A 16,039-nucleotide genomic window follows, 5' to 3' on the forward strand; every position below is an offset into this window, starting at 1 on the left:
GCGGAGGCGCCCTTGCGGGGGAACCGCTCATTCCGGCACGGTCGTTGACCATGAGCACCGACAGCACCGTGGGGCGCGCCGACGGACACCGGCACTGGAGGAAGATCTGGGTCGGCTCGGCGGGCAACATGGTCGAGTGGTTCGACTGGTTCGTGTACTCGACGTTCGCGACCTACTTCGCGGCCTCGTTCTTCCCCAAGGGGGACCAGACCGCCCAGATGCTGAACACGATGGGCATCTTCGCCGTCGGGTTCTTCATGCGGCCGGTGGGTGGCTGGCTGCTCGGCCGGATCGGTGACCGGAAGGGCCGGAAGGCCGCGCTGACGCTGTCGGTCTCCCTGATGTCGGCGAGCGCGGTGCTGATCGCGGCGGCACCGACATACGCGGTCGCCGGGTACGGCGGCGCGGCCGTCCTGCTGGTGGCGCGGCTGCTGCAGGGCCTGTCGGTGGGTGGCGAGTACGCGGCGAGCGCCACGTACCTGACGGAGGCGTCGGCGCCCGGCCGCCGGGGGTTCGCCTCCAGTTTCCAGTACGTGTCGATGACGGTCGGCCAGCTCATCGGGCTCGGGCTGCAGATCATCCTGCAGCACACGATGTCGGACGGCGCGCTGCACAGCTGGGGCTGGCGGATCCCGTTCATCGTCGGCGCCCTCGGCGCCGCGGTCGTCTTCTACCTGCGGCGCAACATGCTGGAGACCGGCGTGTACGAGGTGGCGTCCGCGGAAGCGGGGGAGGAGAGCGGAACGCTGGCGACGCTGTGGAAGCACCGGCGCGAGGCGTTCCTGGTCATGGCGCTCACGATGGGCGGCACGGTCGCGTACTACACGTACACCGTCTACCTCACGAAGTACCTGGCCGGCAGCGCGGGACTGCCCCAGCAGACCGCGACCCTGGTCAGCTTCTGCGCGCTGACGGTCTTCGCCTGCCTGCAACCGCTCGCGGGAGGGCTGTCGGACCGCATCGGCCGACGGCCGCTGCTGATCACCTTCGCGGTCGGCTCGACCTTTCTCACCGTCCCGATCATGACGACGCTCCGGCACGTCAGCGGCTTCTGGTCGGCCCTGGGCCTCGCCCTGCTCGCGCTGGTGGTCGTCACGGGCTACACGTCGATCAACGCCTGCGTGAAGGCCGAGCTCTTCCCGACCCACATCCGCGCCCTGGGCGTCGCCCTGCCGTACGCCCTCGCCAACGCCCTGTTCGGCGGCACCGCGGAATACGTCGCCCTGTGGTTCAAGAAGGGCGGTATCGAGTCCGGCTACTACTGGTACGTGGCGGGCTGCGCGGCCGTCTCGCTCGTCGTGTACCTGTCGATGCGCGAGACGCGGGAGATCGACCTGCACCGGGTGGGGAGCGACACGCCGGACCGTGAGCAAGCGCTCGCATCCTGAGACGGGGCGGAGCACGGGGGCGGGTCTGTGCCACACTGCTGCCGTGCTCTCCAACGTCATCATTATGGACAGCGCACGCCGGTCCGCAGTGAGCGCCCCGTAGAAAACGTACGGCAGCGACCACCGTGTCCCAGACCCGCGTGCAGACCTCTCGCATCCGCGAGGGGTTTTTTCGTTTCCCGGCCCACCCATGCCGGACGCGAAGCGCGAGGGATCATTGGGGGCAAGTGGAGACGGGTCTTCCGGTAACCACTCATCCGACAGGAGCCTCACCACCATGACAGCCGTATTGGACGACAGCTTCCATGTCTTCGACACCACACTGCGCGACGGCGCGCAGCGTGAGGGGATCAACCTCACCGTCGCGGACAAGCTGACGATCGCCCGGCACCTGGACGACTTCGGGGTGGGCTTCATCGAGGGCGGCTGGCCGGGCGCCAACCCCCGGGACACCGAGTTCTTCGCCCGCGCGGCCGGCGAGCTGGAGCTGCGGAACGCCACGCTGGTCGCCTTCGGGGCAACCCGTAGGCCCGGCGGGAAAGCCGCCGAGGACATGCAGGTCAAGGCGCTGCTGGACTCCAATGCCCCGGTGATCACGCTGGTCGCCAAATCGCACGACCGCCATGTCGAGCTGGCGCTGCGCACCACGCTGGACGAGAACCTGGAGATGATCCGGGACACCGTCTCCTACCTGCGGGAGCAGGGACGGCGGGTGTTCGTCGACTGCGAGCACTTCTTCGACGGCTACAAGGCGAACCCCGAGTACGCGAAGCAGGTCGTCAGGGCGGCGCACGAGGCCGGCGCCGACGTCGTCGTGCTGTGCGACACCAACGGCGGCATGCTGCCGGCGCAGGTCCAGGCCGTGGTGGGCCTCGTCCTGGCCGACACCGAGGCGCGGCTGGGTATCCACGCCCAGGACGACACGGGCTGCGCGGTGGCCAACACGCTCGCCGCCGTCGATGCCGGAGCGACCCACGTGCAGTGCACGGCGAACGGCTACGGCGAGCGGGTCGGCAACAGCAACCTGTTCCCGGTGGTCGCGGCGCTGGAGCTCAAGTACGGCAAGAAGGTGCTCCCCGACGGCGCGCTGGCGGAGATGACGCGCATCTCGCACGCCATCGCAGAGGTCGTCAACCTCGCACCCTCCACCCACCAGCCCTACGTGGGCGTCTCCGCCTTCGCTCACAAGGCCGGCCTGCACGCGTCGGCCATCAAGGTCGACCCGGACCTCTACCAGCACATCGACCCCGAGCTGGTCGGCAACACCATGCGGATGCTCGTCTCCGACATGGCCGGGCGCGCCTCCATCGAGCTCAAGGGCAAAGAGCTCGGCATCGACCTCGGCGACGACCGCGAACTCGTCGGCCGGGTCGTCGCGAGGGTGAAGGAGCGCGAGCTCCAGGGCTACACGTACGAAGCAGCGGACGCCTCCTTCGAGCTGTTGCTGCGTGACGAGATCAACGGTCGCCCCCGCCGCTACTTCCGCGTCGAGTCCTGGCGAGCGATCGTGGAGGACCGCCCCGACGGCATCCACGCCAACGAGGCGACGGTGAAGGTGTGGGCGAAGGGCGAGCGCATCGTCGCCACGGCAGAGGGCAACGGCCCGGTCAACGCGCTGGACCGCGCGTTGCGGGTCGCCCTGGAGCGGATCTATCCGCAGCTCGCCGAGCTCCAGCTCGTCGACTACAAGGTCCGCATCCTCGAAGGCCGCCAGGGCACCGACTCCACCACCCGCGTGCTCATCACCACGAGCGACCGCCAGGGCGAGTGGAACACGGTCGGCGTCGCGGAGAACGTGATCGCGGCCTCCTGGCAGGCCCTGGACGACGCGTACGCGTATGGGCTGCTGCGGGCTGGTGTCGACCCGCAGGAGTGAACCGAGTCGTCAGACGCTGAGGTCGGCCCCGGCGGCGAACGCGACGAAGCGGGTCCAGGCGGCGGGTGAGACCGTCAGGGCCGGACCGTCGGGGTCCTTGGAGTCACGGATGTGGACGGCTTGGGGGTGGGCGGCGATCTCGATGCAGTTGCCGCCCTCGCTGCCACTGTGAGTGGACTTGCGCCAGGTGTAGGCGATCTCGACGCAGTTGCCGCCGGTGTCGCTGCTGTGGCTGGACTTGAACCAAGCCAGATCGTCGAAGGTCTGTGGGCTTGCTGCGCGGTTCATGCATCTCCTAGCAGATCGTCCAGCAGACCCATGCTCTCCTCGGGGGTGAGGGCCTGCGAGCGCAGCATCCCATATTTCTGGTGATAGGTACTGACCTGGTCGGGATCATCGACGAGAATGCCGAGGTGTTGCCCCTCGAAATAGGCCAGTTGATCGTGATCCGGGGTCTCCAGCAGCACCATCGGACCTGCCAGCCCAGCGTGCCTCTGGCGGTTCGTTGGCATGATCTGGAGTCCCAAGAAGGGGAGTTCCGCGCATCTCCGTAGATGCTGCATCTGCTCACGAAGAATTGCCTCCCCCTCGATCGGCCGATGCAACACCACCTCCTCAACGAGGTAGTTCATCATCGGAGGCCAGGGCTTTCGCTCGAAGACCTTTTGGCGGTCGATCCGAGCGGAGGTTGACTCCCCGATCTCCTCATCGCTGATCGGTGGGAACAGGTTGGAGAAGACAGCCCGCGCGTACCCCTCGGTTTGGAGGAGTCCGGGAACGACCTGATTCTCGTAGCTCAGCAACGTCAGCGCCAACTGCTCCTGTTCGATGAAGTCCTGCGCGAACAGCGGATACCGTTCCCGCTGCGGCATCTCCGTGACCCCTACCCCCAGCGCCCCCTTCGTCTCCAGCAGTTCGTCCAACTTCCCCGCCAGATCCCCCTTCAGCGGGCGGCGACCCTGCTCGATCGACGCGATCGTCTCCTCGTGCACACACAGCCGCTCCGCCAGCGCGAACTGCGTGTATCCCGCCCCTCTGCGGAAGTGGCCCAGCATGGCGCCGATCACGTGCCACGAGGGATTCTTCTTGGGTTTGTTCGCCGGTTGCATGACGCTTCCCATTCCCGCCCACCTCACTCCATGACGCATTCCCACGGCGTACAACCCATCCGTACGCCCTGACGCTGTGGTCCACTCTAGTGACTCACTGTGACAGTCTGTCTATGGACAAAAACAATCAACTGAGCATTTTTCGCGAGGCGTTCTTCCGGCGCGAGCGGCGATCCGTTCCTGCGGCCCGTGCCTTCGTCTCCGAGGCACTCCAGGCGTGGGGCGCGGTCGACCGGCGCGACGATGTGCTGCTGTGCGTGAGCGAGTTGGCGACCAACGCCCTGCTGCACGGCGTGCCGCCGGGGCGCGGCTTCCGGCTGCAGCTCACCCTCGACGCGGACGGCGGCACGCTGCGCGTCGAGGTCCACGACAGCGGCGGAGGCGACGTCCGGGCGGCCGCCTCTCGTCCCCAGGCTGGGGATGACGAGGGCGGGCGCGGGTTGCTGCTGGTGGCGGAGCTCGCGGATGCCTGGGGTGTGGGGCGGCGTGATCCCGGCAAGGTCGTGTGGTGCGCGTTCGCGACCGGTCCCGTTCACCTACGGCCTCTGGCGGACGCGCGTAGAACTCGGGCACACTCGTCACGCACCACAGCGGCACCCGCTCAACGCCCAACCGCCCCACCGGTTGCACGTATCCCGCAGGAGGCCCTTGTATGAGGTTCCGCAGCACTCCCACGCTTCGCGCCGTCCTCAGCGTGTTCGTTCTCGCGCTCGGCGTGCTCTTCGCTCCGGGGGTCGGCCTCGCCGCCGCCCCCGACGCCTACGCGGTCAGCAAGCTGACGCACGCGCAGGCCACGTCCATGTTCAGCTCGGCGGGCATCACCTGGTCGTCGTCGGGCGGCTGTTCCAACCGCAATGTCGCCACCTGCACGTCCTTCGACCAGCTCAACCTGGCCACCGCGCAGGGCGCCGTCACCCTGCGGCACGCGAGCGGCTGCGCCATCAACATCACCGGCGGCACGGAGACCGGCCACGCCAGCGGCACGTACAGCCACTGGAACGGCTACAAGCTCGACATGGGCAAGGCCACCTGTCTCACCAACTACGTCCACCGGTTCACCTACATCGGACTGCGGGGCGACGGTGCTCCGCAGTACCAGTCGGGGTCCGGAAACGTCTACGCGGACGAGGGCAGTCACTGGGACGTCCTCTATTACAATTGCGGCGGTTGCTGAACAGCAACGAACAGACCTAAACAGACCCGAACGGGTCTGACGCGGGTTGGACTTCCGGAAGTGGGTTGTTGGACTCCCGCTTCCGGAAGTGGCCGCTCCGTTGACGGGTGGTCCGGCGCGCCACTACTCAGGGCGCATGTCACGAAGAATCCGTACGGCCTGCACGCTCGCCGCCGTCTCCTCGGCCGTCATGGTCCTTGCCGGGCCCGCACTGCCGGCCGCCGCCGTCCCCACCCCTGCGGCCGCTCCCGCCGCACCCCCTGCCGCCGCCCCCGGCACCGGAGTCATCGCCTCCGGACAGCTGTCGGTTTCCGTCGCCACCGACTTCCCCCGCGTGATCTCCTACACCGACGTCTCCAGCGGGGCGGTGCTCGGTGCGAGCAGCGCCCCGGTCACCGCCGTGACCCTCAACGGCACCGCGTATCCGGTGGCCCTCAAACAGCCGCCGGTCCTCGACGCCACCTCCGCCCGCTACACGCTGGTCTTCCCCGCCCTTCCAGGCGTTGAGCTGGACGCCCGGCTGTCGGTCTCGGGGCGGGTGACGACGTTCCGGGTCGACGCGGTCCGCGACACCACCGCGTTCCGGGTCGGCACGATCGACATCCCCGGTCACGACCTGGTCGCGGTGGCGAGCACGGATCCCGGCGCCGCCACCGCCTTCACCACCCTGGACCCCGACTCGACCCGCACGGCCGACGTCTTCGGCACCGTCACGGCCGGGACCCCCGCGCAGGCGTCGCCGGTGGGAGCCACCTACGCGATCGTGAACACCAACAGGCTCTCGGCGGCCGTGGAGTCCAACTCCTCGTACGACAAGCCCTCGGGTGCCACCAACGGAGACGACGCCCGCTTCTGGCACCAGGCCGTCAAGCGGTCGGACGGCACCGTCCGGGTCGGCGTCGGGTCCGGTCAGTGGACGTACCGGGGCGCGGGGTCCGCTCAGCCCGCGACCGGCGAGGGACTGCCGTGGGCGAAGGTGGTCGTCACCCCGGACGCCAACGGGGACGGTCTGGTGGACTGGCAGGACGGCGCCGTCGCGTTCCGCTCCATCGGCATCCAGCCGCAGGGCGGCGATCAGACGCCGAACCGGGTGATCACCCACATACCGTTCAACTTCGCCAGCCAGGCCACCCACCCGTTCCTGCGCACTCTCGACGACGTCAAACGACTCTCCCTGTCCACCGACGGCCTCGGGCAGCTCGCCCTGCTCAAGGGGTACCAGTCGGAGGGTCACGACTCGGCGCACCCCGACTACGGCGGCAACTACAACAAGCGCGCCGGCGGCCTCGCCGATCTGAACGCGCTGCTCAAGGACGGCAAGAAGTGGGGCGCCACCTTCGGCGTGCACGTCAACGCCACCGAGGCGTACCCGGTCGCCAACCACTTCAGCGACGGTCTCGTGGATACCAGCGCCAAGGGGTGGAACTGGCTCGACCAGAGCTACTACATCGACCAGCGCAAGGACATCAACAGCGGCTCTCTCGCCCAGCGCTTCCAGCAGCTGCGCGACGAGACCGACCCGAACCTGTCACTGCTCTACCTGGACGTCTACTACACCCACGGCTGGATCGCGGACTCGACGCTGAACGCGCTGAAGGCGCAGGGGTGGAACGTCGGCACCGAATGGGCCGACAAGTTCGAGCGCGGCTCGCTCTGGTCGCACTGGGCCAACGACCTGGACTACGGGGGCCCCACCAACAAGGGCCTCAACTCGAAGATCATCCGTTTCATCCGCAACGGCCAGAAGGACGTCTGGAACAACGATCCGATCCTCGGCCAGACCTCACTCGTCGGCTTCGAGGGGTGGACCGGCGAGAACGACTGGAACGCCACGATCGCCAACGTCTGGCAGAAGAACCTCCCCGCCAAGTTCCTCCAGCACTACGACATCACCAAGTGGTCCGCCGATCGCGTCGACTTCACCGGCAACGTCCACGGGGCCACCGAGAACGGCAAGCGCGCGATCTACTCGGGCGCCGCCAAGGTGCTCGACGGGGATGCCTACCTCCTCCCCTGGCTGAGCGGCTGGGGCGAGGACGAGAAGCAGGACAAGCTCTACCACTACAACAAGGCGGGTGGCACGACCACCTGGACCCTGCCGACGGCCTTCGCGTCCGCGTCCTCGTTCACGCTCTACCAGCTGACCGACAACGGCCGGGTCGCGGCCGGCACCGTGACTCCGTCGGGCGGCAAGGTGACGCTGACCGCCGCCGCGAACCAGGCGTACGCGCTGTATCCGAACGTGGCGCCCGCGCAGCCGGGGCCGCAGTGGGGCGAGGGAACGCTCGTCAAGGACCCCGGATTCAACGCGGACGGCCTCGGCGACTGGACGAAGTCCGGCGCGGTCGCCCATGACACGGACGGCCTCGGCCGCCGCAGCGCCGCGCTCTCCGGCACCGCCGCCGCGTCGCTCTCCCAGCAGCTCACCGGGCTCACCCCGGGCAAGGTCTACAGCGCTTCCGCCTGGATCGAGGTCGCCCCGGGTTCGACCCGGCACACCGTGCTCTCCGCGGGCGGCGCTTCGGTCGCGGTCGACAGCTCGACGCTGCAGAACGCCGTCGCCGCCGGCGACTGGCACGACACCAACATGCAGCGCGCCAAGGTGAACTTCACGGCGCCCGCGAGCGGCACGGTGACGTTCCGGATCGCCGCAGCCGCCGGGAGCGCGGCGAAGGTCCGGGTCGACGACGTGCGGGTGGTGGCGAACGCCCCGGCCACCAAGGCGGGGACCGTCGTCTACGAGGACTTCGAGGCCGTCGACCAGGGCTGGGGACCGTTCCTCAAGGGCAACGCCGGTGGGGTGACCGATCCGCGCACGCACATCGCGCAGAAGCACGCGCCCTACACGCAGGCCGGCTGGAACGGGAAGCTCACCGACGACGTCATCGGCGGCGCGGAGTCGCTGAAGTCGCACGATGAGAACAGCGGGATCGTGTACCGCACCGCGCCCTGGACCGTCCCGATGGTCGCCGGGCACACGTACACGGTCGAGTTCGACTACCAGTCGAGCCACCCGGGCGCCTACACCTGGGACACCGGCACCGGGACCACCGCGTCCCGGCGGACGGCCCTGCCACAGGCGCGGACCACCACGCACTTCAGCGAACAGGTGCCGGCGAGCACCGGCAGCTGGGTCGGGCTGGAGAAGCTCACCGGCGCACCGGCCGACGCCGATCTGACGCTCGACGGCTTCACCGTCACCGACCTGGGCGGCACCCCGCCGCCCAGCGGCACCTGGGCCAGCGACCTGACCTGGGCTTCGGCCGTGAACGGCTGGGGTCCCGCGGAGCTCGACCGGTCCAACGGCGAGCAGGCGGCCGGTGACGGCGGCCCGCTGACGGTGGGCGGCACGGTCTACGCCAAGGGTCTCGGCACGCACGCGGCCTCCACCATCCGTTACGACCTCGCCGGAAAGGGCTGCACCTCGTTCACCGCGCAGGTGGGTGTGGACGACGAGCAGGCGGCCCGCGGCTCGGTGACCTTCGCCGTCCTCGCGGACGGCGCGCAGAAGGCCGCCTCCCCGGTGCTGCGCTCCTCCGACGGCGCCTACGCGCTCACCGCCGACGTCACCGGCGCGCGGTACGTGGACCTGGTCGTCGGCGACGGTGGGGACGGCAACGGGAACGACCACGCGGACTGGGGGAACGCCTCCTTCCGGTGCGCTGGTTGACCCGTTGAGGCGCCGGGTCCCGTTCGCTCGGGGGAGCGGGACCCGGCTCGCCCGGATCAGCCCGCCAGCACGCGCAGCAGCCGCGCCACCTCGTCCGCGACGGCGGATCGCCCCGGGCCGAGGTACTTGCGGGGGTCGGTCAGCCGGGGCTGCGCCGTCAGGGTCTCGCGCACCGCCGCCGTGAAGCAGGCGTTCAGGTGCGTGGCGATGTTGATCTTCACCATGCCGTGCCCGACCGCCCGCGCCAGGTCCTCGTCCGCCACGCCCGACGACCCGTGCAGGACGAGCGGCACCTCTACGGCGCCGCGCAGCCGCCCGATCAGCTCGAAGTCGAGTTCGGCGGTACGGGTGCTCATCGCGTGCGACGTGCCGACGGCGACGGCCAGGCCGTCCACCCCGGTCGCCGCGACGTACGCCGCCGCTTCGGCGGGGTCGGTGCGCACACCCGGCCCGTGCACGCCGTCCTTGCCCCCGACCTCGCCGAGCTCGGCCTCGAGCCAGACGCCCGCGCGGTGGCAGAACTCGGCCGCTGAGGCCGTGGCCGCCACGTTCTCCTCGTACGGCAGCGTCGAGGCGTCGAACATCACCGACGTCAGGCCCAGCGCGACGGCCTCTTCCACCAGGCCGCGGTCGGTGGCGTGGTCGAGGTGGACGGCGACCGGCACGGAGGCGGCGCGGGCGATGGCGAGGGTCGCGGCGGCGACCGGCTCCAGGGCGCCGTGGTAGCGCACCGCGTTCTCGCTGATCTGCAGGACCACCGGCAGGCCGGCGCGCTCCGCGCCCGCCGCGAGGGCGGTCGCGTGCTCCAGTTGGATAACGTTGAACGCGCCGACGCCCCGGCCCGCGGCCCGCGCGGGTCCGGTGATCTCACCCGTGCCGACCAGAGGCATGGATCTCTTCTCCCGGGCTCGAAACCGTCAGGACAGGACGACGGAACGCGTCAGGTTGCGCGGGGTGTCGGGGTCGAGGCCGTTCGCCTCGGCGATGGCGACCGCGAGGCGCTGCACCCGGATCAGGTCGGCCAGCGGGTCGGTGCCCGCCGCCTCCAGCCTGCCGCCGGTGCGCGCCACGTCCCCGTCCAGCCCTTCGGGCAGGTCGCCGAAGACCCAGGCGATCCGGTTCGGGCCGGTGATCGCGATGGGGCCGTGCCGGTACTCCATCGCGGGGTACGACTCGGTCCAGGCGCCCGCCGCCTCGCGCATCTTGAGGCCGGCCTCCAGCGCGATGCCGTAGGACCAGCCGGTGCCCAGGAAGCTGAACTGCTCGGCGCCCAGCAGGTCGGGCGGGAGCACCTCGGCGATCGCGCGGCGCGCGTCGGCGACGGCGGGCGCGATGTCCTCGCCCAGGTGGGTGCGGAGCAGTGCGAGCACGCTGGTCGCGAAGCGGGTCTGGACGACGGACTTCTCGTCGGCGAAGTCCAGCACCACCAGATCGTCCACCAGGTCCACGATCGGGGTCTTCGGGTCGCCGATGACCGCGGTGACCTTGACCGTTCCGCGCACCCTGCGGATCAGCTCCAGCACCTCCGTGGTGGTGCCGGAGCGGGTGATGGCCACGATCCGGTCGTAGTCGCGGCCGTAGGGGAACTCGGAGGCGGCGAAGGCGTCGGTCAGGCCGTGTCCGGCGCGCTCGCGCAGTACCGCGTACGACTGGGCCATGAACCAGGAGGTGCCGCAGCCCACGACCGCGACCTTCTCCCCGGTGGCGGGCAGAGCGCCCGCGATCTGGGGGATGAGTCCGGCGGCGCGCTCCCAGCACTCGGGCTGGGTGGCGATCTCGTCCGCGGTGATCGACATGGAGGTGCCGTCCCTTCGTCGTTCCGTCCGTCAGGTCGGACGGTACTTGATGGTGTGGCCGGATCCGGGGCGGCGGGGTGTGGCGTGCGCTCAGCCGAGGTCGGGCTCGGTTCGGATCTCGACGAACGGTCCGGCGTGCCCGTCGAGTTCGAGCACGGCGATCTCGTTGCGGCCGGCACGCAGCAGCGGCCACGGCACGTAGAGCGTCCGCTGCGGCCCGCGGTCCCAGTAGCGGCCCAGGCAGAAGCCGTTGACCCAGACGTACCCCTTGGTCCAGCCGGGCAGTGCGAGGTAGCCGTCCGCGGGCTCGTCGACGTCCAGGAAGCCGCGGTGGAAGGCGGCGGCACCGGACGGTCCTTCGAACGCTGTACCCCAGGGCAGGCCGTCCGGTGTGCCGTCGCCGAGCGGCACCGGCTCGGCGGTCCAGCCGTGCAGGTACTGCTGGGTGTGCAGCACCCCGGACAGGCCCTTGCGGTCGCCGATCGCGGCACCGTAGTTGACCCGGCCCATGGACTCCACGAGGAGTTCCAGTCGGGCGGTGGGCCCGGCCACCGCGATCTCGGGCCGCTCGCCGCCGTCGCGTTCCAACACGGCGACCTGGGCGCCGTCCACGAAGACGTGCGCCCGGTCGGCCAGCCCCTCCAGGGTCAGGGGATACGCCCGGCGCGGGCCGGGGATCTCCGTCCGGTACCGCACCAGGCCGTGGGCCAGGCCCAGCTCCTCGAAGGACGGTGGTACCGGGGCGTGCACGGTGCCGGTCGACAGCCGCTCGATGACGTCGAAGAGCGGCACGGACTCGGTGAGCACCACCCTGGCGGCCGGGAGCAGCGGCGGCATCGGCTCGGGGTCGGGCGCCGGCTCGTCGGTGTAGGCCGCCAGCACCTCGCGGAACGCCCAGAACTTGGGGGTGGGCGCTCCCCGCTCGTCGATCGGGGCGTCGTAGTCGTAGGACGTGATCGTCGGCTGGTACCCCTCGCCGGTGCGCGGGTCGGCGGTGTTGGCGCCCGCACAGGTGCCGAAGTTGGTGCCGCCGTGCGCCATGTAGAGGTTGACGGAGGCGTCGTTCTCCAGGATCTCGCGGAGCGCGCCCGCGGCGTCCTCGGGGGAGCGGACGGTGTGCTTCTCACCCCAGTGGTCGAACCAGCCGTTCCAGAACTCCATGCACATCGGCGGGTCCTGCGGCCGGACGCGGCGCAGCTCGGCGAAGGCCTCGGTGGCGCGGCTGCCGAAGTTGGCGGTGGCGAGGTGGCCCGGGACGGCCCCGCCGGTGAGGAAGAAGTCCTCCGGGCCGTCGGAGGTGAACAGCGGCACGTCGATCCCGCGCGAGCGCAGGCCGTCGGCGAGGTGCCGGAGGTACGCGCGGTCCGTGCCGAACGAGCCGTACTCGTTCTCTATCTGCACCATCAGGACGTTGCCGCCCCGGGTGGTCTGGTGCGCCGCGATCACCGGGATCAGCCGGTCGTACCAGCGGTCCACCGCCTCCAGGTACCGCGGGTGGCCCACCCGCAGCCGCAGGTTCCGGTCCGCCAGCAGCCACCATGGCAGGCCGCCGTTCTCCCACTCCGCGCAGATGTACGGGCTGGGGCGCACGATGGCGTGCAGCCCGGCCTCGGCGGAGGCGCGCAGGAACGCGTCCAGGTCGGCGATGCCGTCGAAGGTGTACTCGCCGGGGCGCGGCTCGTGGAGGTTCCACGGGACGTACGTCTCCACGGTGTTCAGGCCCATCGCGCGCAGCATGCGCAGCCGGTGCGGCCACTGCTCGGGGAGCGTGCGGAAGTAGTGCAACGCGCCGGACAGCAGGCGCAGGGGGTGGCCGTCGAGGGAGAAGCCCTCGGGTGACATCTCGAGCATGAGGGTTCTCCGGTGCGGTGACGTGCTGCTGCGGGTGGCGTCAGCGTGATCGTAAGTGGGCGTTCCTGTCGCCACAATCCAAAAAATCAAACAGTGTTCAATCCGTTGTGGGTGGTGGAACGCGCGTGATAGAAACCGCTTACTAGAGAGAAGTGAAGCACGCCGTCGTCTTCGCGCTCGGAGGTTCCCACCGCCATGCCCTCCCCCTGGTCCCGCCGGACGTTCCTCGTCGGAAGCGGCGCCGCGGCCTTCGCCGCGGGCCTCCCTGCCGGGCGGGCGGCCGCCGCCTCCGACGCCTTCGACACCCTGCGGCTGCGCTGGCGCGCCCTCACCCTGGGCGCCGGCTTCGACGCCGCCGCCGAGCCGTACGCGACGAAGCTCGCCACCCTCGGCGGCGCCGCGCGCACCTCGCAGGCGTCCATGGCCCCGGCCACCGGATCGCTCTGGCCCGACCAGCCGCTGAACGCCACCGCGTCCATCACCGGGAGCTACGCCCGGCTCAACGAGATGGCGCAGGCCTGGGCCCAGCCCGCCACCGGGTCCACCGCGGACCCGGCGATGATCGCGGCCGTCGTCCAGGGACTGGACCACCTCTACGCCCAGGTCTACAACGAGAACACCACCGCGTTCCTCCCCAACTGGTGGGACTGGCAGATCGGCAGCCCCCGGCTGCTGCTCGACACGGTGACCATCGCCTACGACGCGCTCAGCGCCGCCCAGACGGCCTCGTACCTGCGCGCGGTCGACCATTTCGTGCCGGACTCCGCCGTCGGCTCGTACTCCGGCACCAGCACCGGCGCCAACCGCGTCGACCTGTGCCGCGTCATCGCCGTCCGGGGCGTGCTCGGCAAGTCGGCGGCGAAGCCGGCGCTGGCCCGCGACGCGCTCTCCCCGGTCTTCCCGTACGTGACCACCGGCGACGGGCTCTACGCCGACGGCTCCTTCGTCCAGCACACCTACGTCGCGTACACCGGTTCGTACGGCGAGGTGCAGATCGACGGGCTGGCGCGGCTGTTCGCCCTGCTCGCCGGTTCCACCTGGGCGGTCACCGACCCGAACCGGCAGATCATCCTGGACTCCGTCGAGAAGGCGTACGCGCCCTTCCTCTACAACGGCCTGGTCATGGACACGGTCGCCGGGCGTGCCATCAGCCGCGGCATCGCCACCACCGACCCCACCCGTATCCAGGGCGACGACCATCGGCGCGGCCACCCGCTGCTCGCCCACATCGCGCTGCTGGCCGAGGGCGCGAGCGCCGCCGAGCGGACCCGCTGGCAGGGCCTGGTGAAGGGGTGGATCCAGCGCGACTACTACAGCCCGGTGCTCTCGGACGCCAAGCTCGGCATAGCCGATCTCGCCCGGCTGGAGGCCATCGCCGACAGCGCGGTGGCCGCGGCGCCGGAACCGGTCGCGCACCGGCTCTTCCCCGGCATGGACCGGGCGGTGCACCGCCGCGCCGACTGGGCCGCCGCGATCGGCATGGCCTCGAAGCGCATCACGTACTACGAGACCGGCAACGGCGAGAACCTGCGGGGCTGGCACACCGGCTCCGGCATGCTCTCCTGGTGGGGCTCCAGCTACGGCAACGGCCAGTACAGCGACGCCTTCTGGCCCACCGTCGACCCGTACCGACTGCCCGGCACGACGGTGTCGAAGAAGGCGCTGGCGGACGGCGAGGGCGGCACGTGGGGTGCGGCGCGGCCGGATACGACCTGGGTCGGCGGCGCCACCGACGGGGAGTTCGCGGCGGTCGGCCAGCACCTCAAGGGCCTGTCCAGCACGATGAGCGCGCGCAAGTCGTGGTTCTGCCTCGACGACACGGTGGTCTGCCTCGGCGCGGGCATCACCGGCACCGACGGCGCGGCCGTCGAGACCGTCGTCGAGAACCGCAACCTCGGCCCGGCCGGTACCCACGGCCTCGCCGTCAACGGCACCACGCAGTCCACCGCGCTCGGCTGGTCCGCGACGTTGGCCGGCACCACGTGGGCCCGGATCACCGGCTTCGGCGGCTATGTCTTCCCGGGCGGCGGGGGAGCGACGGTCAAGGCGCTGCGCGAGGCGCGCACCGGCACCTGGGCCGCCATCAACACCGGCGGCACAACCGACGTGCTGACCCGGCGCTACCTCACGCTCTGGCTGGACCACGGCGTGGACCCGGTGAACGCCTCCTACACCTACCTCGTGATGCCGGGCGCGACCGCCGCCGCCACCGCGGCCCGCGCCGCCGCGACCGGCTGGCTGGCGACCCTGGCCAACACCGCGGCGCAGCAGGGCGTCTCGGTGCCCTCGCTGGGGTTCACCGGGATCAACTTCTGGTCGGCGGGCACCGTCGGCGGCGTCACCGCCTCGGTCCCGGCCTGCGTCATGATCCGCGTCAGCGGTTCCACGGCCACCGTCTGCGTCTCGGAGCCGCCGCGGTCCGGCGCCTCGCTCGACATCACCTGGAACCGGCCGGTGTCCGCCGTCACCGCCAAGGACGCCACGGTCACGGTCACCGGCACCGGCGCCTCGCTGCGGCTCACCATCGCCCCCGGCACCACCGGAGCCACCCACCGGGCCACGGTGAGTCTGGCGTGACACGCTGCTTTATTGATTCGTTGGGGCGGACAGCATGCTCGTAAGGTGCCCGCGTGACGGATGACAGTACGCAGCACAGCGCGCCCGCCGGCCGGCCGACGGACAGGCCGCGGATCCGGCCCGCGGACATCGCGGACGCGGTCGTCATCGCCGAGATCCACCTGGCGTCACGGGCGGGCACCATGCCGTACCTCCCCCCGCAGCGGCGGAGCCTGGAGGAGGTCGCGTGGTGGGTGGAGAACATCGTGCTCACCGAGGGCCAGGCCTGGGTCGCGGAGGACGACTCCGGTGAGGTGCTCGGCTACGCCGCGCTGGAGGGCGACATGCTGGAGCAGCTGTACCTGCGGCCGGAGGCGCTCCGCCGGGGCGTCGGCTCGGCGCTGCTGAGCGAGGTGCGGCGCAACAGCCCGGACGGCCTGTCGCTGCACGTCTTCCAGGCGAACACCGGCGCCCGCGCGTTCTACGAGCGGCACGGCTTCACCGTCCTGGACACCAACGACGGCAGCCGCAACATGGAGAACCTGCCCGACCTGACGATGCGCTGGATTCCCGGCTCCGGTACGGGTACGAGTAGGCGGTAGGGCCGGGCCACGGGCGC

At 70.6% G+C, this 16,039-nt stretch carries 12 protein-coding genes; 7 read left to right on the forward strand and 5 right to left on the reverse strand.

Going from position 1 to position 16,039, the window contains the following annotated elements; genetic code table 11:
- Positions 1-50 precede the first annotated feature (50 nt).
- A complete protein-coding gene (locus M2266_RS25380; protein WP_277440272.1) occupies positions 51-1,388 on the forward strand; it encodes an MFS transporter in 1,338 nt (445 codons plus the stop codon).
- Between the two features lie 277 nt (positions 1,389-1,665).
- Positions 1,666-3,264: a citramalate synthase gene (gene cimA / locus M2266_RS25385; RefSeq protein ID WP_277440273.1), complete on the forward strand. Its 1,599-nt coding sequence runs from the start codon at positions 1,666-1,668 to the stop codon at positions 3,262-3,264.
- A gap of 9 nt (positions 3,265-3,273) precedes the next feature.
- On the opposite strand, the gene M2266_RS25390 is transcribed toward cimA, so the two are convergent.
- Entirely contained in the window at positions 3,274-3,552 is a 279-nt protein-coding gene (locus M2266_RS25390) for a DUF397 domain-containing protein (RefSeq protein ID WP_277440274.1), read from the reverse strand.
- Positions 3,549-4,385, reverse strand: coding sequence for a helix-turn-helix transcriptional regulator (locus tag M2266_RS25395; RefSeq protein ID WP_277440275.1), 837 nt, complete (start codon positions 4,383-4,385; stop codon positions 3,549-3,551). The genes M2266_RS25390 and M2266_RS25395 overlap by 4 nt, the downstream gene beginning before the upstream one ends.
- Positions 4,386-4,486: 101 nt before the next feature.
- Between M2266_RS25395 and M2266_RS25400 the strand changes: the two genes are divergently transcribed.
- From M2266_RS25400 to M2266_RS25410, 3 genes are all read left to right on the forward strand, one after another.
- Positions 4,487-5,029: an ATP-binding protein gene (locus M2266_RS25400; protein WP_346780932.1), complete on the forward strand. Its 543-nt coding sequence runs from the start codon at positions 4,487-4,489 to the stop codon at positions 5,027-5,029.
- Positions 5,026-5,547, forward strand: a complete 522-nt coding sequence (locus tag M2266_RS25405) for a hypothetical protein (RefSeq protein ID WP_277440276.1) — start codon at positions 5,026-5,028, stop codon at positions 5,545-5,547. Before M2266_RS25400 ends, M2266_RS25405 begins: the two co-directional genes overlap by 4 nt.
- Before the next feature lie 136 nt (positions 5,548-5,683).
- Positions 5,684-9,217, forward strand: coding sequence for an endo-alpha-N-acetylgalactosaminidase family protein (locus M2266_RS25410; RefSeq protein WP_277440277.1), 3,534 nt, complete (start codon positions 5,684-5,686; stop codon positions 9,215-9,217).
- A gap of 56 nt (positions 9,218-9,273) precedes the next feature.
- Here M2266_RS25410 and M2266_RS25415 read toward each other — a convergent pair whose 3' ends face one another.
- The 3 genes from M2266_RS25415 to M2266_RS25425 form a co-directional block, all read right to left on the reverse strand.
- Positions 9,274-10,107, reverse strand: coding sequence for a class II fructose-bisphosphate aldolase (locus tag M2266_RS25415; protein ID WP_277440278.1), 834 nt, complete (start codon positions 10,105-10,107; stop codon positions 9,274-9,276).
- Positions 10,108-10,134: 27 nt separating this feature from the next.
- Positions 10,135-11,013: a sugar isomerase gene (locus M2266_RS25420; protein ID WP_277440279.1), complete on the reverse strand. Its 879-nt coding sequence runs from the start codon at positions 11,011-11,013 to the stop codon at positions 10,135-10,137.
- Positions 11,014-11,103: 90 nt separating this feature from the next.
- Positions 11,104-12,864, reverse strand: a complete 1,761-nt coding sequence (locus tag M2266_RS25425; protein ID WP_277440280.1) for a beta-galactosidase family protein — start codon at positions 12,862-12,864, stop codon at positions 11,104-11,106.
- 195 nt (positions 12,865-13,059) lie between these two features.
- On the opposite strand from M2266_RS25425, the gene M2266_RS25430 reads away from it, so the two are divergent.
- Together M2266_RS25430 and M2266_RS25435 are read left to right on the forward strand one after the other, a co-directional pair.
- Complete coding sequence (locus M2266_RS25430; protein WP_277440281.1) at positions 13,060-15,441, forward strand: polysaccharide lyase 8 family protein; 2,382 nt, start codon at positions 13,060-13,062, stop codon at positions 15,439-15,441.
- A 53-nt stretch (positions 15,442-15,494) separates the two neighbouring features.
- Positions 15,495-16,022, forward strand: a complete 528-nt coding sequence (locus M2266_RS25435) for a GNAT family N-acetyltransferase (protein WP_277440282.1) — start codon at positions 15,495-15,497, stop codon at positions 16,020-16,022.
- Positions 16,023-16,039 lie beyond the last annotated feature (17 nt).

The sequence above is a fragment of the Streptomyces sp. SPB162 genome, from assembly GCF_029504575.1.
In the GTDB taxonomy this organism is placed as follows: Bacteria; Actinomycetota; Actinomycetes; order Streptomycetales; family Streptomycetaceae; genus Actinacidiphila.

Coding starts and splice junctions, on each gene's coding strand:
- M2266_RS25380 (WP_277440272.1), top strand. CDS start 51: ATGAGCACCGACAGCACCGTGGGGCGCGCCGACGGACACCGGCACTGG.
- cimA (WP_277440273.1), top strand. CDS start 1,666: ATGACAGCCGTATTGGACGACAGCTTCCATGTCTTCGACACCACACTG.
- M2266_RS25390 (WP_277440274.1), bottom strand. CDS start 3,552: ATGAACCGCGCAGCAAGCCCACAGACCTTCGACGATCTGGCTTGGTTC.
- M2266_RS25395 (WP_277440275.1), bottom strand. CDS start 4,385: ATGGGAAGCGTCATGCAACCGGCGAACAAACCCAAGAAGAATCCCTCG.
- M2266_RS25400 (WP_346780932.1), top strand. CDS start 4,487: ATGGACAAAAACAATCAACTGAGCATTTTTCGCGAGGCGTTCTTCCGG.
- M2266_RS25405 (WP_277440276.1), top strand. CDS start 5,026: ATGAGGTTCCGCAGCACTCCCACGCTTCGCGCCGTCCTCAGCGTGTTC.
- M2266_RS25410 (WP_277440277.1), top strand. CDS start 5,684: ATGTCACGAAGAATCCGTACGGCCTGCACGCTCGCCGCCGTCTCCTCG.
- M2266_RS25415 (WP_277440278.1), bottom strand. CDS start 10,107: ATGCCTCTGGTCGGCACGGGTGAGATCACCGGACCCGCGCGGGCCGCG.
- M2266_RS25420 (WP_277440279.1), bottom strand. CDS start 11,013: ATGTCGATCACCGCGGACGAGATCGCCACCCAGCCCGAGTGCTGGGAG.
- M2266_RS25425 (WP_277440280.1), bottom strand. CDS start 12,864: ATGCTCGAGATGTCACCCGAGGGCTTCTCCCTCGACGGCCACCCCCTG.
- M2266_RS25430 (WP_277440281.1), top strand. CDS start 13,060: ATGCCCTCCCCCTGGTCCCGCCGGACGTTCCTCGTCGGAAGCGGCGCC.